Below are 14,615 nucleotides of genomic sequence, written 5' to 3' on the forward strand. Positions count from 1 at the left end.
GCTTTCGGTTCAGGCTTGGGCGCCGCTTTCGGCGCAGCAGCTGGAGCGGCAGCCTTGGCGGCAGGCGCAGCCACGGTCGACGCGGTGCCCGCAGCAGCGGCGCCAACGTCGGTGAACTTGCCTTTGCCGTGCAATTCGTCGAGCAGCGATTCGAACTCGTGATCGCTGATCAGATCGCTGCCGGCAGCGGCGGCCGCCGGTGCGGCAGGCGCCGCCGGTGCCGAAGCAATAGCCGACTCCAGTGCTTCGACGGCGAAGTTGCCCTTGCCGTGCAACTGATCGAGCAGTGCTTCAAATTCGTCGTCGGTGATGTCCGAGCTGTCACCCGCCGCCGGTGCCGCTGGAGCAGCCGCAGTCGGTGCGACGGCGTCTGGCGCGAACTGGCCTTTGCCGTGCAGTTGATCGAGCAACGACTCGAATTCGGCGTCGGTGATTTCATCGCTGGCGGCCGCATCGGCAGCCGGCGCAGGCGCAGCAGCGGCCGGGGCTTCGGCTTCGGCCTTGACGGCGTTCAGCGAATCCAGCAGCTGTTCAAATTCGTTATCGGTGATGTCGCCCGAATCGTTCGAATCGCCTTCGACGACCAGCTCTTCGATCATCTCGGCCACCGGCGAAGCCGGGGCTTCGTCGGCCGATTGCGGTTCGGCCAGACGCGCCAGCGCGGCCAGCAGTTCCGGAGTGGCCGCCGTGATCGGTGCACGTTCACGGACTTCGCTGAACATGCTGTTCACCGCGTCCAGTGCTTCAAGCACCACGTCCATCAGTTCTGCATCAACGCGACGTTCACCCTTGCGCAGGATGTCGAACACGTTTTCGGCGATGTGACAGCACTCCACCAGCTCGTTGAGCTGAAGGAAGCCGGCGCCCCCTTTTACAGTGTGGAAACCGCGAAAAATTGCGTTGAGCAGATCTGCGTCATCCGGGCGGCTTTCCAGCTCGACCAGTTGCTCGGACAGTTGCTCAAGAATCTCGCCGGCCTCAACCAGGAAATCCTGAAGGATCTCTTCATCGGCGCCGAAGCTCATTAATGGGGTGCTCCTACAGGTCTAAAAACCCAAAAAACCTAAAATTCCAAAACTCTAGAATCCGAGGCTGGATAACAAATCGTCCACATCGTCCTGACCGGACACAACGTCTTCTCGTTTATCGGCATGAATCTGCGGACCTTCACCCTGCGAGAGATGTTTTTGTGGATCTTTTTCTGCAAGCATCGCGGCACGGTCGTGTTCGATGCCCGCAAAGCGGTCAACCTGACTGGCCATGAGGACGAGTTTGAGCAAATTGCTTTCGACTTCGGTGACCAGTTGGGTCACACGCTTGATCACCTGACCGGTGAGGTCCTGGTAATCCTGAGCCAGCAGGATGTCGTTCAGGTTGCTCGACACCGCACGGTTGTCCGTGCTGCTGCGTGACAGAAAACCGTCGACCCGGCGCGCCAGTTCGCGGAACTCTTCAGCCCCGACTTCACGACGCATGAAGCGGCCCCAATCGGTGCTCAGCGCCTGGGCTTCTTCAGCCAGGCCATTGACCACCGGGGTCGCGCTTTCCACCAGATCCATGGTGCGGTTGGCCGCGGCTTCGGTCAGCTTGACCACATAGCCCAGGCGTTCGGTGGCGTCGGTGATTTGCGACACTTCCTCGGCCTGCGGCATGTGCGGATCGATCTGGAAGTTGACGATCGCACTGTGCAGTTCGCGTGTGAGCTTGCCCACTTCCTGATACAGGCCACGGTCACGGGTCTGATTGAGCTCATGGATCAGTTGCACAGCGTCGCCGAACCTGCCTTTTTCAAGGCTCTCGACCAGTTCGACCGCGTGTTTTTTCAGGGTCGATTCGAAATCGCCCTGTGAAGATTCGTTATGCTCCATAGCTCCCCCGCGCGTTCATCAGCCGATGCGTTCGAAAATCTTCTCGATTTTTTTCTTTTCAGCGCCTGAGCCGTGAAAGGTTTGACCACGTAGCCGTTGACGCCGGCCTGGGCCGCTTCGATGATCTGCTCGCGCTTGGCTTCGGCAGTCACCATCAGCACGGGCAGGTGCTTGAGTTTTTCATCGGCACGCACGTGGCGCAGCAGGTCGATACCGGTCATGCCCGGCATGTTCCAGTCCGTTACCAGAAAGTCGATGCTTCCGCTGTTGAGCACCGGAATGGCAGTGGTGCCATCGTCGGCCTCGACGGTGTTGGTGAACCCCAGATCACGCAGCAGGTTCTTGATGATCCGCCGCATCGTTGAGAAGTCATCAACGATGAGGATTTTCATGTTCTTGTCCAATTCGACCTCCAAGCAGTCTTAAACGCGCCCAGCACCTGGACGCGCCATTTCAATCAATCCGGCAAAGCACTCGATGACTGTCTGGAGCACAACAGAGCAAGACCGGTGCCGTTCATCACCGCACCAGCCTCGTTCGCAGTGTCCCCACACTGCCTTCAGCGCGCTCGCCACTCCCCCAAACGCCCCCGCAAACGGGCCGCGCACTGGCTGTGTAACTGGCTGACCCGCGATTCACTGACGCCAAGGACTTCACCGATTTCCTTGAGGTTCAGTTCTTCGTCGTAGTACAGCGCCAACACCAGTCGCTCACGCTCCGGCAAATTGGCAATCGCGTCCGCCAGCGCAGCCTGGAAGCGTTCATCTTCCAGATCGCGTGACGGCTCAAGATGAGCACTGGCGCCATCCTCGTGCAGCCCTTCGTGTTCACCGTCCTGCAGCAGGTCGTCGAAACTGAACAGCCGGCTGCCCAGCGTGTCATTCAAAATCCCGTAGTAATCATCGAGACTCAATTGGAGTTCGGCCGCAACCTCGTGATCTTTAGCATCTCGGCCGGTTTTAGCTTCAATTGAGCGAATTGCGTCGCTGACCATACGGGTGTTGCGGTGAACCGAGCGTGGTGCCCAATCCCCTTTGCGCACTTCATCGAGCATCGCGCCGCGGATCCGGATGCCCGCGTACGTTTCGAAACTGGCGCCTTTGCTGGCGTCATATTTGGTCGAGACTTCGAGCAGGCCGATCATCCCGGCCTGAATCAGGTCTTCGACCTGCACACTCGCCGGCAAGCGCGCCAGCAGGTGATAGGCAATGCGCTTGACCAGTGGCGCGTAACGCTCGATCAACTCGTACTGCGCGTCACGTGCCGATTTCTTGTAGTAGTTCATACCGCTGGCGGTCATAACACAGGCCCTGCCGTTTGCTGCACGAGGCGCTCGACGAAAAACTCAAGGTGCCCACGCGGGTTGGCAGGCAGCGGCCAGGTATCGACCTTCTGCGCGATCGCCTTAAACGCCAGCGCGCACTTGGAACGCGGAAAGGCTTCATAGACCGCTCGCTGCTTCTGCACGGCCTTGCGCACGCTTTCGTCGTACGGCACCGCGCCGACGTATTGTAAGGCGACGTCGAGAAAGCGATCCGTGACCTTGGTCAACTTGGCAAACAGGTTGCGCCCTTCCTGCGGGCTCTGCGCCATGTTGGCGAGGACGCGGAAGCGGTTCATGCCGTAGTCGCGGTTGAGCAGTTTGATCAGCGCGTAGGCGTCGGTGATCGAGGTTGGCTCGTCGCAGACCACCAGCAACACTTCCTGCGCCGCGCGCACGAAACTGACTACCGAGTCACCAATGCCCGCAGCGGTGTCGATCACCAGTACATCGAGATTGTCGCCGATGTCGCTGAACGCCTGAATCAGACCGGCATGTTGCGCCGGGCTCAGGTGCACCATGCTTTGGGTGCCGGAAGCGGCCGGCACGATGCGGATCCCGCCGGGACCCTGCAACAGCACGTCGCGCAGCTCGCAGCGACCTTCGATGACATCGGCCAGCGTGCGTTTGGGGGTCAGTCCCAGCAGAACGTCGACATTCGCCAGCCCCAGGTCGGCGTCCAGCAGCATGACCCGACGGCCAAGCTCTGCCAGCGCCAGAGACAAGTTCACTGACACGTTAGTCTTGCCGACGCCACCTTTGCCGCCGGTCACCGCGATCACCTGTACGGGATGCATGCTGCCCATGTTATTTCTTTACCTTGTCTTGCATAGACGGAGGCCACATTACTGGCTGCGCGTTCACAACCGGAACAATGCATGGCAGACCATCGATGTAGGTACAAAAACTGTTCATTACCTCAGCCAACCTGCTTGGTCGGGCTGTGGTAGATATCAGCGAACATGTCAGCCATGGCTTCTTCGCTGGGTTCTTCCTGCATTTGCACGCTGACGGCGCGGCTGACCAACTGATGACGGCGCGGCAGATGCAGATCATCCGGAATCCGTGGGCCATCGGTCAGGTACGCGACCGGCAGTTCATGACTGATCGCCAGGCTCAACACTTCGCCAAGGCTGGCCGTCTCATCCAGTTTAGTCAGGATGCAGCCGGCAAGCCCGCAACGCTTGTAACTGTGATAAGCGGCGGTTAGAACCTGTTTCTGGCTGGTGGTTGCCAGCACCAGATAATTTTTTGAACGGATGCCACGCCCGGCCAGACTTTCCAGCTGCATGCGCAGCGCCGGATCGCTGGCCTGCAGGCCGGCGGTATCGATCAGCACCACGCGCTTGCGCAGCAATGGATCCAGCGCCTGCACCAGCGACTGGCCCGGGTCGACGTGGGTCACCGGCACGTTGAGAATCCGCCCCAGGGTCTTGAGTTGTTCCTGCGCACCGATGCGGAAGCTGTCCATGCTGACCAGCGCGACATTCTGCGCGCCGTACTTGAGCACATAGCGCGCAGCCAGTTTGGCCAGGGTGGTGGTCTTGCCCATGCCGGCCGGGCCGACCATGGCAATCACTCCACCCTCTTCCAGCGGCTCGACTTCCGGTACGGCAATCATCCGCGCCAGGTGCGCGAGCAACATGCGCCAGGCCTGACGCGGTTCTTCGATGTCAGTGATCATCGCCAGCAAATCGCGCGACAACGGCCCGGACAGACCGATGCGCTGCAGGCGGCGATACAGATTGGCCTGTGCCGGACGGCTGCCTTGCAGCTGGTTCCAGGCCAAGGTGCCGAGCTGCACTTCCATCAGCTCACGCAGACTGTTCAATTCGAAACGCATCGAATCCAGCGCACGCGGATCGACACCCGTCGATGCCGGTGCAGGTGCCGCAGCCGGACGCGCCGGGGCGGCGTAGGTCGGTTCGCTCAACGGCTCGGCAGCGGTCAGTGGCAGGCCGGCCGTCAACGGCAGCCCGGCAAAGATCTGGCGATTGCTATTGCCATCGGCTTCGCCACGCAGGCTCAGTTCGGCCTGAGCGGTGACGATGCGCGACTGGGTCTTGCGCAGTTCGTCCTCGAGTTCCATGTTCGGAACCCGCGGCGCCAGCGCCGACAATTTGTAATCCAGCGCCGCCGTCAGCTCGACACCGCCGGCAATGCGGCGGTTGCCAATGATGGCGGCATCAGCGCCCAGCTCATCACGAACCAGCTTCATGGCCTGACGCATATCGGCGGCGAAAAAACGCTTAACTTGCATAAACCACTACCTCAGCCGTTGGGCCCTACTGTCGCAACGATGGTCACTTGCTTGTTGTCCGGAATTTCCTGGTAGGCCAGCACGTGCAGCCCCGGGACGGCGAGGCGACCGAAACGCGAGAGCATCGCGCGGATCGGGCCTGCTACCAACAGGATCACCGGTTGACCTTGCATTTCCTGGCGCTGCGCCGCTTCGATGAGCGAACGCTGCAGCTTCTCGGCCATGCTTGGCTCCAGCAGAACGCCCTCTTCCGAGCCTTGTCCTGCCTTCTGCAGACTATTGAGCAATATTTGTTCCAACCTTGGCTCCAAGGTGATCACAGGCAGCTCGGAGTCAGTGCCTACAATGCTTTGGACGATGGCGCGGGATACGCCGACGCGTACGGCGGCCACCAAAGCGGCGGTATCTTGACTCTTGGCGGCGTTGTTGGCGATGGCTTCGGCAATGCTGCGGATGTCGCGTACCGGCACGTGTTCGGCCAGCAATGCCTGCAGCACTTTGAGCAATTGCGACAGCGACACCACACCTGGTACCAACTCTTCAGCCAGTTTCGGCGAGCTTTTGGCCAGCAATTGCATGAGTTGCTGCACTTCTTCGTGGCCGATCAGCTCACTGGAGTGTTTGTACAGAATCTGGTTCAAGTGCGTCGCCACCACGGTACTGGCGTCGACCACGGTGTAACCGAGCGATTGCGCCTGCGCGCGCTGGCTGACTTCGATCCACACCGCCTCCAGGCCGAAAGCCGGATCTTTGGCGGTAATGCCGTTGAGCGTGCCGTAGACCTGCCCCGGGTTGATCGCCAGTTCGCGATCCGGATAGATCTCGGCTTCGGCCAGGATCACCCCCATCAGGGTCAGGCGATAGGCACTCGGCGCCAGATCGAGGTTGTCACGGATGTGCACGGTCGGCATCAGGAAGCCCAGGTCCTGCGAAAGCTTCTTGCGCACGCCCTTGATCCGCGCCAGCAACTGCCCGCCCTGATTGCGATCCACCAGCGGGATCAGGCGATAGCCGACTTCCAGGCCGATCATGTCGATCGGCGTCACGTCATCCCAGCCCAGTTCCTTGGTTTCCATGGCGCGGGCCGGCGACGGCAGCAGTTCCTGCTGACGCTGAACTTCCTGCAGCGCCTGCACTTTGGCGACGTTCTGCTTTTTCCAGAACAGGTACGCGCCACCGGCGGCCAGTGCGGCCATGCTCAGAAACGAGAAATGCGGCATGCCCGGGACCAGGCCCATGACCGCCATCAGACCTGCCGCCACCGCCAGGGCTTTGGGCGAGGCGAACATCTGCCGGTTGATCTGCTTGCCCATGTCTTCCGAACCGGAAGCACGGGTCACCATGATCGCTGCCGCTGTCGATAACAACAGTGATGGCAATTGCGCCACCAAACCGTCACCGATGGTCAGCAAGGCGTACACCTTGCCAGCGTCAGCGAAGTTCATGTTGTGTTGGAAGATACCGACCGCCATGCCACCGATGAGGTTGATGAACAGGATCAGCAAGCCGGCAATGGCGTCACCCCGCACGAACTTGCTGGCACCGTCCATCGAACCGTAGAACTCCGCCTCTTGCGCGACTTCCTGACGGCGCGCCTTGGCCTGGTTCTGATCGATCAAACCGGCGTTGAGGTCGGCGTCGATCGCCATTTGCTTGCCGGGCATCGCATCGAGGGTGAAACGCGCGCTCACCTCGGAAATCCGCCCGGCACCCTTGGTCACCACGACGAAGTTGATGATCATCAGGATCGCGAACACCACGATACCGACCACGTAGTTACCACCGATCACCACTTCACCGAAGGCCTGGATCACCTTACCGGCGGCGGCGTGGCCGTCCTGCCCGTGGAGCATCACCACCCGCGTCGAGGCCACGTTCAACGCCAGCCGCAACAGCGTCGCCACCAGCAGAATCGTCGGGAACACCGCGAAATCCAGCGGCCGCAGCGCGTACACGCAGACCAGCAGGACGACAATCGACAGGGCAATGTTGAAGGTGAAGAACACGTCCAGCAGGAACGGCGGCACCGGCAGCATCATCATGGCCAGCATGACCAGCAGCAACAACGGCACGCCCAGATTGCCTCGACTGAGGTCGGCAACATTCGAGCGAGCAGTGTTGAATAACTGAGAGCGATCCACCGGTTTTCCCCGTTCCTTTAAAGCAAACTTTTGACGCCCGAAGCAGGCGCACGGCGGCTATTGCAAGAAGCCTTCCAACTTTTGCCGGGGATTGAAATTGAAGTTTGTTTCGGGGAATTGTCTTGCCTGAAGCCGGGCGCCCTGGAGCCGACCGCAAAACAGACGCGGGACGGCTATCACCATTAGCGCAGGTGAACAAAAATCAGAAAAACCGCGCACTGACGAATTTATCAGGCAATCAAAATTTGCTCTGGCTTAATTTCACCAAGAAGCAAGTCGCGGCCCACCAGATAGCCCGTCCCCTTACGGACGGCCTACCTCCTTCCTCGACATACTCTTGCTCAGGACAGCCAAATGTCACGATTTCCTCAGGCTCATGAAAATGACACATGCCTGACTGACTACGTCGGGAAATACCCCATTACCCGAGAGCGAGTCGCCCCATCGGATAAAAGCACGTTGCGACTGCCCATTCTCCCGTCGCTCTCGAGCAACGAATGTTCGATCGCATACAAGTGCGGGTATGAAAGATTGACCGACACAAATCGCCCGTAATACAAGCCCCGCCCACCATAAATAGGCGTCACGTCAACAAAGTTGGTTTGCAAAATCCCCCATCCCATGGGTTGTCCACTGTTGTCCATGTTGACGGCACCGAATTGCATGAACCAGGCGCCGGCCTGGGCTGCGGTCATGAAGGTATCGTTCAATATCAGCCGGTGGACATTCATCACCCGCACCGGATAGGCCACCTGGTTTCCATCGGCATCCGTCACCGTGATGGTGGTTGATTGATTACTCAGCCCCGACACTTTGCCGTTGGCATCGACCGATGCTATGCCGGCATTGGCTGAACGATAGGTGTAAGGCGGCCGTCCACCCGTTGGCACGCGCACTTGCACGTTGTTGACGACCTCCAGCTCGCGTAATCCATACGCTGCGCCGCCCAACAGTTTCCAGCCATTCAAAAGCATCGGCTGAGTATCAATCGCCAATTTCTGTGTGACTTTGACGGTATACCGCGCCACCGGAAGCACCAGTGCCGTGCCCTCACCATCAGAGCTGCCCAGCGCTATTTTGCAGGTCACCTCACAGCCAGAGAGATCCTTCAGTTCAAAGAACCAGCTTCGCGCCGCCGTGACGCTGATGCCTTGAGTCACTTCTTCGGCAGTCAACGCGGTACCGGGGCGCAATACCAACGGCTCAACGCCCTCGCCGCTGACCATGATCCAGACGCGCTGCCCGACCTCGGCAATCGGCAGCGGCGGCTTGACCACGCATGTGAGGTCAGTCTGGATGATTCTCAGATCGATCAGCGGTACAGCACCGGCTTCGACGATATGCGGCCGAGTCAGGACGGGATCACCGTCACTGATTGTCTTGACCGTCAAATTCAACGGCCTGGACTGGACCGTCTTGCCATTTCTGAGCAGCTCGTAAAGAACTTCAACCCGTTTTCCCAGATTTTCCGCAATGAATGAAGGCCGCAGCACAAAGAATGCAACGTTGTCAGTATTCAACTGCTGAGGAGCAAACGTCGGTGAGCCATCTCCCGGCGCTCCTTTGACCAGCAAGCGCACTTGATCACCCGGGCGCGGGCTGGCCACATGGACACGCGCGCGGGCACCACCATTATTTTCCAGCGGGTCAAGTACGCCATCAGGCGCGCGCCGAACAGTTGGTGGCTGCAACGACTGCGCCGGGTCGCCGATATACAACTCGAGCAACGCGGATGATTGCGGCAGTTCGTCTGGCCGCTCGATCCACCAAAGCAGATTGAAGAACTGCTCCCGATAGAATTCGATAGCCTCGCCGTCCAGCCAGAACTCAAGGTCCTTGCCTGCCTGGGTTTGATCAATCGGCAACTTGTCCCGAAAAAACCACCCCGCCCGCATCCCCCACGACCTTCCACGTGCACCACATCGCCCAAGCGGGTATAGGCAGCCGCCGCAACTTGAATATCCGTGCCGTACGGCACCTGCGCAGGATTGAGCACACCGTCCACGGCCCCCCCCAACCTGCGGCGCTGGCAAGACGGGTTTGAGTTCACCGATGCGCGCATTCGTCGCTTCGGAAACCAGCGCAGGATTCAACGTGGCGTGACTGACTTCAAAAGAGACAACGACCGACCCTCGATTCAATGGGGCGATGTCCTTGCCGGTTACGTTAAAGGCAATAGCCTGGCCGACCAATCGATCACTGACGTCGCGATACGTCTGATACAGGTGCGGACGCCCGGAAGCACTGGTTCCCAGCCACGTCAATGTGACTCTGAAGCCCTTTTTTATCCGGTCATCGGGACCGCACAACACCACAGTCCGGCTTAGCGCAGGATCCAGAGTGCCGCCCACCAGATCCGTTATCAGCGGCGCAGGCAGTCGCAAGGTCTTTCCTTGCAACGTAAAGACATAGATCTCTGAACGATTTTGCTCACCGTCAGCTTTGGTCCGCAGGTAATCCACTTGCACCTGGCCGGAAGCGCTGGCAAGCACAACGGAATTGGGAACTTTAAAAGACTGAATGCCGAGACGACTAATCGATTGCTCTTCACTGTGCTCGACCACTTCACCGCTTTGCGTTGTAGCCGCCCATCGAAGCAGTAGTTTCTCTTTCAGCGCAAAGCCGGGGCGCGTAATGATCTGAACCTCCAGGTCGTCGAATCCAACCTCATCAAGACTGACCAGATCTTCATAGGCGAGAGGAACGAATACCGGATCGAGCCAGTTGTTGTCTGGATCGCTGACGACGGTCGTACGCTCCGAAAAGTCGCTGACGTTCTCGACCTGATCTTCGATCTGATAGACCACCACCGCCGGATTCGCGGGGCCCGCAACCCGGATATTCTCTGGCGAAATGAAAACACTGATCTCTTTTCCGACCTCGCCCTCCAGCACCGTGTAGGGCGTGACAGCAATACCGTGGAAACGGAGTTTCAACTTGTCCCCTTTGGTCATGAAGGGCCAGGGAGGAATGATCGCCGTGACCCCCTCGGCAGCCACTTCCTCGTCAATGACCTGCCCGGGCTTCAACTGAAGTCGAGCCGGTTTGAGTCGTTGATGGCCGGGCAAGTCCGGCTCGGGATCGTTGCCGCCCGGCGGATCGATCTTGAACCAGACCTCGATCTGCGCCCCCTCGGGGGGCTGACCGCTTTTGCGCAGAATCTCGTAGCGCAAGGTATGCACGCCGGCCGGAACCTGATTCGCAGCGATGTGCATCACCACGTCGAGATTACCGTGGTCAGCAGGCAACACCGACGTGGCAACCAGATTCTTATCGACGTACAGTCGAATGGTGTCCTCTTGCGCCATATTCAGATAAGCCTGAACCAGTACCCGAAGTCCCTTGGCACTCGTATAAAGCAAGGGGCGGTTGACCCCCACTTGCGCCGGGGGAAAATCGATACCTGTGAACTGCCCGGGGATATTGGGCGGGAACAGCGAAAAGAGCCCCAGACCTCCGCTGGAGTCAAAAGGGACAATGTCATGTTGTGTATCGTCAATTTCATCCGAAATCGGCATCACCATCAAACCAATCATTGCCCTGCTCCTGAAAAAATCTGTGGCGGCTTGCCAAGGATCTGGAGAGGCCATTGAAAACTTCACGACAACGTTCGACCACTGTCAGAACTAACAGGTACGTGCAGATTTCAGACAAACGGCACTGACACCGCGCCCACCTCATACCGGCGTCGCAGCGCAGGACGCAACCGGGGATCGCGCAATTGATTATGCTTGGGGAGCTGGCGGTGAATCGGGCGCTGGATAATCTGCAGTTGCCGCAGTAGAACGCTTCTCTGACCTCTGTAAGAACTGCCGAAGGCTCGGACCGCGACCGGACGGTCTTTCGCTTTTCAAAAGCCAGATCAAAAAGATCGCAGCCTTCGGCAGCTCCTACACAGGGGTTGTGGGGTGTCAGAGGTCGACTTTATGTCGGGCGGCGTAGAGGCAGAGCATTTCCATGGCCAGGGTAGCCGCTGCCAGTGACGTCACGTCCGCATGATCATAGGCCGGTGCCACTTCTACCACGTCCATGCCCACCAGATTGATTCCGCGCAAGCCGCCGAGGATCTCCAGCGCCTGCAGCGTGCTCAACCCGCCACACACTGGAGTGCCGGTACCTGGAGCGAAGGCCGGATCGAGGCAGTCGATATCGAACGTCAGGTACACCGGGTGATCGCCAACCCGTGCGCGAATTGCCTCGACAATCGCCTCGCAGCCACGCCGATGTACCTGACGTGCATCAAGCACGGCAAAGCCTTGATGATCGTCATTGGTGGTGCGTAAACCGATCTGCACCGAGCGCGCCGGATCGACCAGGCCCTCCTTGGCCGCATGCCAGAACATGGTGCCGTGATCGACGCGTTTGCCACCCTCGTCCGGCCAGGTGTCGCTGTGCGCATCGAAGTGGATCAGCGCCAGCGCGCCGTGTTTGCGGGCATGGGCCTTGAGCAGCGGATAGGTGATGAAGTGGTCGCCGCCAAACGTCAGCATGGCGCTGCCGGCATCAAGAATGCGTTCGGCGTGAGCTTCGATGCTTTCCGGAATGGTGTGCGGCGAGCCGTAATCGAAGTCGCAATCGCCGTAGTCGATCACCGCCAGATGATCGAACGGATCGAACGCCCACGGCCAGTGCCGTTCCCAGGCGATCCCGGTGGACGCGGCGCGAATCCCCCGAGGCCCGAAACGCGCGCCCGGGCGGTTGCTGGTAGCGGTGTCGAACGGAACCCCGCTGACCGCCACGTCGACGCCGCGCAAATCACGGCTGTAGCGGCGACGCATGAAACTGGTGATCCCGGCGTAAGTGCTTTCGGCGGCAGTCCCGTACAGGCTGTCACGGGTCATGGCCTGGTCGTTGAGCATCGGCACGTCCATCGGTGTGCTCCTTTGATTATTGATGGCTACGGAAAGTGGTCCACAGACGCGTGCGCTGACGCATGTCCTTGAGGCTCATGCTGCGGTCGGCGTACAACCGATCGCGCACTTCGGCGGGTGGATAGATGTCCGGATCATTGCGCACCGCCTCGTCCACCAGCGGCGTTGCAGCCTGATTGGCGGTGGCAAAAAACAGCGCGTTGGTCAGCTCGGCGACCGATTCGGGGCGCAGCATGAATTCGATGAACGCCCGCGCCGCCTGCGGGTTCGGCGCATCCTTGGGAATGGCCAGGTTGTCCTGCCAGATCAACGTACCTTCGCGCGGAATCCGGTAAGCGACCTCGTACGGTTTGCTGGCCTTGTGTGCTTGATCGGCAGCCATGCTCACGTCGCCGTTGTAGGTCAGTGCCAGGCATACGCTGCCATTGGCCAGGTCGTTGATCTGCCGGCCGGTGGCGACATACAGCACCGAAGGCTGGAGTTTCTGCAACAAGGCTTCGGCAGCGGCCAGATCATTCTTGTCGGTGCTGTAGGGATCTTTACCCAAGTAGTGCAACGCCAGGCCAATGACTTCCTGCGGCGAGTCGAGCACGGCAATCCCGCAGTCCTTGAGCTTGCTGGCGTACTCGGGTTTGAACAGCAGGTCGAGGCTGTTGAGTGGCACATCCGGCAAACGCTTTTTCACCGCCTCGACATTCAGCCCCAGCCCCAACGTGCCCCAGGTATAAGGCACGGCGTAGCGATTGCCGGGATCAACGGCGGCGAGTTTTTCCAGCAGATCGGGATCGAGGTTGGCGTAGCCCTTGAGGCCCTCATGGGGAATTTCCTTCAGCGCGCCCGCCGCCAGGCCACGGGCCAGCACGCTGGACGACGGCATCACCACGTCATAACCGCTGCCACCGGTCAGCAGTTTGGTTTCCAACACCTCGGAGGTATCAAAGGTGTCGTAGCGCACATGAATGCCGGTCTCCTGCTCGAAACGCTGCAGCGTCTGCGCCGGCACGTAATCGGCCCAACTGTAGAGATTGAGGGTTTGATCCTCGGCCTGTGCCGGGATGACCACGGACAACAACAGCGCGGGAAAACACAGTTTGAATACGGGAGCCATGACGAACACCTGACCGGAGGAAGTGGTGGCAGGATGCGCCGTCGGATACATTGCAGAAATATCAAGTTTGTTAACCTGACTTTATCCAGGAGTAATGTGATGCTCGGTCAGCTTCACGACGTCGACCTGCAGTTGCTGCGCCTGTTTGTGCGGGTCGTGGAATGTGGCGGCTTCAGCGCGGCGCAAGGTGAGCTGGGCCTCAGCCAGTCGAGCATCAGTCAGCAAATGGCCAAGCTGGAAACCCGCCTCGGTTATCGCCTATGCAGCCGGGGCAAGGGTGGTTTCAGCGTGACGCCCAAGGGCGAGCAATTGCTGATCGCAATTCGCACGCTGTTTGCGTCCATCGAGACCTTCCGCCATCAATCCAACGGCGTCGCCGGACGGTTGATCGGTGAGGTGCGGCTGGGCCTTTCCGAAGCAGTCGATCAGTCGGTGCTGCTGCGGGTGGCGGATGCGATCCGGCGCTTTCGTGAGCGCGATGAGTCGGTGCGCATCGAGTTGATCAGCGCGATGCCCGGGGAGATGGAGCGCCTGCTGCTGCAACAGCGGCTGGACCTGGCCATCGGTTATTTCTCACAGGTGCAGAACGCTTTCGATTACCGCGAACTGTTCCGGGAAACCCAGCATCTGTACTGCGCACAGGGACATCCGCTGTTCAGCGTCGATGCGCCGGATGACGCGGCGTTGCAGGCGTGCGACCGGGTCGATCATCCGTATCGGTTCATGCGCCGTGGCGAGCCGATTGCGGACCAGCGCTGTTCCGCGCGTTCGGAGCAGGTCGAAGGTACCCTCGCGTTCATTCTTTCCGGCAAGCACATCGATTATTTGCCCGATCACTACGCGCGGGTCTGGGAGGACAAGGGACTGCTGCGCGCGCTGCGGCCTGGTGAACTCAGTTTCGACGTAGCGTTTCATCTGGCCCGGCACCGGGCGCAGGTGCCGGGGGATGCGCAAAAGGCGTTTGAGGAGGATTTGCTCGCAGCCTTTGTTTAAAGATCAAAAGATCGCAGCCTTCGGCAGCTCCTACATTTTGCATTCCTGTAGGA

The 14,615-nt window shown here is 59.6% G+C and carries 10 protein-coding genes and 1 pseudogene; 1 reads left to right on the top strand and 10 read right to left on the bottom strand.

Going from position 1 to position 14,615, the window contains the following annotated elements:
- From HT737_RS11645 to HT737_RS11690, 10 genes and pseudogenes are all read right to left on the bottom strand, one after another.
- Positions 1–1,025, bottom strand: a 1,025-nt coding sequence (locus tag HT737_RS11645; protein WP_182402608.1) for an Hpt domain-containing protein, incomplete at its 3' end; no start/stop codon positions are given.
- A gap of 54 nt (positions 1,026–1,079) precedes the next feature.
- Positions 1,080–1,868, bottom strand: a complete 789-nt coding sequence (locus HT737_RS11650; RefSeq protein ID WP_027613919.1) for a protein phosphatase CheZ — start codon at positions 1,866–1,868, stop codon at positions 1,080–1,082.
- Between the two features lie 18 nt (positions 1,869–1,886).
- Positions 1,887–2,260: pseudogene (locus HT737_RS11655) on the bottom strand (chemotaxis response regulator CheY).
- A 167-nt stretch (positions 2,261–2,427) separates the two neighbouring features.
- Entirely contained in the window at positions 2,428–3,168 is a 741-nt protein-coding gene (gene fliA, locus HT737_RS11660) for an RNA polymerase sigma factor FliA (protein WP_007920004.1), read from the bottom strand.
- Positions 3,165–3,995 carry a flagellar synthesis regulator FleN gene (fleN, locus tag HT737_RS11665; protein ID WP_003222917.1) on the bottom strand — a complete coding sequence of 277 codons (831 nt, stop codon included), beginning with the start codon at positions 3,993–3,995 and terminating at the stop codon, positions 3,165–3,167. The genes fliA and fleN overlap by 4 nt, the downstream gene beginning before the upstream one ends.
- A 113-nt stretch (positions 3,996–4,108) precedes the next feature.
- Positions 4,109–5,449 carry a flagellar biosynthesis protein FlhF gene (flhF, locus tag HT737_RS11670; protein WP_131669995.1) on the bottom strand — a complete coding sequence of 447 codons (1,341 nt, stop codon included), beginning with the start codon at positions 5,447–5,449 and terminating at the stop codon, positions 4,109–4,111.
- 11 nt (positions 5,450–5,460) lie between these two features.
- Positions 5,461–7,590 (bottom strand): flagellar biosynthesis protein FlhA, encoded by a 2,130-nt coding sequence (flhA, locus tag HT737_RS11675; protein ID WP_041072957.1) that lies wholly within the window; start codon positions 7,588–7,590, stop codon positions 5,461–5,463.
- 401 nt (positions 7,591–7,991) lie between these two features.
- Positions 7,992–11,126 carry an Ig-like domain-containing protein gene (locus HT737_RS11680; RefSeq protein ID WP_182402610.1) on the bottom strand — a complete coding sequence of 1,045 codons (3,135 nt, stop codon included), beginning with the start codon at positions 11,124–11,126 and terminating at the stop codon, positions 7,992–7,994.
- A 375-nt stretch (positions 11,127–11,501) separates the two neighbouring features.
- The gene (speB, locus tag HT737_RS11685; RefSeq protein WP_182402612.1) at positions 11,502–12,461 is read right to left on the bottom strand and encodes an agmatinase; all 960 of its coding nucleotides are present in this window, start codon (positions 12,459–12,461) and stop codon (positions 11,502–11,504) included.
- Positions 12,462–12,477: 16 nt separating this feature from the next.
- A complete protein-coding gene (locus HT737_RS11690) occupies positions 12,478–13,569 on the bottom strand; it encodes a polyamine ABC transporter substrate-binding protein (protein WP_182402614.1) in 1,092 nt (363 codons plus the stop codon).
- Between the two features lie 99 nt (positions 13,570–13,668).
- On the opposite strand from HT737_RS11690, the gene HT737_RS11695 reads away from it, so the two are divergent.
- Positions 13,669–14,562 carry a LysR family transcriptional regulator gene (locus tag HT737_RS11695; protein WP_182402616.1) on the top strand — a complete coding sequence of 298 codons (894 nt, stop codon included), beginning with the start codon at positions 13,669–13,671 and terminating at the stop codon, positions 14,560–14,562.
- Positions 14,563–14,615 lie beyond the last annotated feature (53 nt).

The sequence above is a fragment of the Pseudomonas sp. MD195_PC81_125 genome, assembly GCF_014060985.1.
In the GTDB taxonomy this organism is placed as follows: Bacteria; Pseudomonadota; Gammaproteobacteria; order Pseudomonadales; family Pseudomonadaceae; genus Aquipseudomonas; species Aquipseudomonas parakoreensis.